The 996-nt window shown below is 63.8% G+C and carries 1 protein-coding gene and 1 pseudogene; one reads left to right on the top strand and one right to left on the bottom strand.

What is annotated here, in order from left to right:
* The first annotated feature begins 208 nt into the window (after positions 1–208).
* Positions 209–712 (top strand): hypothetical protein, encoded by a 504-nt coding sequence (locus EOA75_RS33235; RefSeq protein WP_067000288.1) that lies wholly within the window; start codon positions 209–211, stop codon positions 710–712.
* 24 nt (positions 713–736) lie between these two features.
* Here the strand turns inward: EOA75_RS33235 and EOA75_RS33240 are convergent.
* Positions 737–996 (bottom strand): annotated as a pseudogene (locus EOA75_RS33240) (DNA polymerase IV); the annotation flags it as partial.

Raw genomic sequence — 996 nt, forward strand, 5'->3', positions numbered from 1 at the left:
GGCTGGTGCCGGCAGCGCGGCTGGATTGGGTGAAGGCCGCGCTCTCGGCCTGAGCCGCCGCCGGCTTAAAATACCCTCACGCCAACCGACATTGTTGCAAAACGGTCATATCGGCAGGGGAACCTGCCAGGATCGCTTGCGTTCCTGAGTCTGTTTGCGCCTTCCGAGGCCAGGAGGCGTGTTTCGGCTCCAACGGGGGAGAATTTCGATGAGACCAGTGGTTCCGCTCGTTCTCGCCGGCTGCCTGATGACTGCCGCGAGCGCCTACGCCGACGATGCAGATTTCCTGCGCTCGTTCCAGGGCAGCTTCGCCGGCAACGGCACCTTCAAGGTGAGCGCGAATGCGCCGACGGTGAATATCTCCTGCGACTTCAAATCCGGCGCTACCTCGACCTCGCTGTCGCTCGACGGCAAATGCCGCGGGCTGATCTTGATGACGCGGGAGATCAGCGCGGATCTGAAGGCCACCGGCAGGGGCTATAGCGGCGTCTACATCGGCTCGCGTACCGGGCCGGCGCAATTGAACGGCAGCCGTTCGGGCAACGCGCTCAACCTCGGCATCCGTTGGGCAAAGGAGGTCAATGGCGACCGCAAAGCGCAGTTGACCGTCGAAAAGACCGGCAGCGACAGCATGCGGCTGACAGTGACCGACACGGATCCAAAAACTGGCAAGACCATGGTGACGAGCCGGATCGACCTGCAGCGCACCTGAAGTCCCCATGAATGCCAGCCGGTCTCAGTCCTCGAGCGGCTCGGGCGGGTTGGCGGCACGGCCCTTGCCGAAGGTGTAACCGGTCTCGACGGCCTTCCTGCCGAATTTGTCGCGCAGCTCGTCGATCGCGGTTTCGGCCATTGCGCGCTTGCGCGACTGGACGTCGACCAGATCCGGCGGATCGGCCTTCCCGTCGTCGGAAAGATCGCTGACGCCGATGCCGAGCAGGCGGAATTTCGTGCCGTCGGTCTCGCGACGCAACAAATCGAGCCCGGTCTGGAAGA

It is taken from the genome of Mesorhizobium sp. M1A.F.Ca.IN.022.07.1.1 (genome assembly GCF_003997575.1).
Lineage (GTDB): Bacteria > Pseudomonadota > Alphaproteobacteria > Rhizobiales > Rhizobiaceae > Mesorhizobium.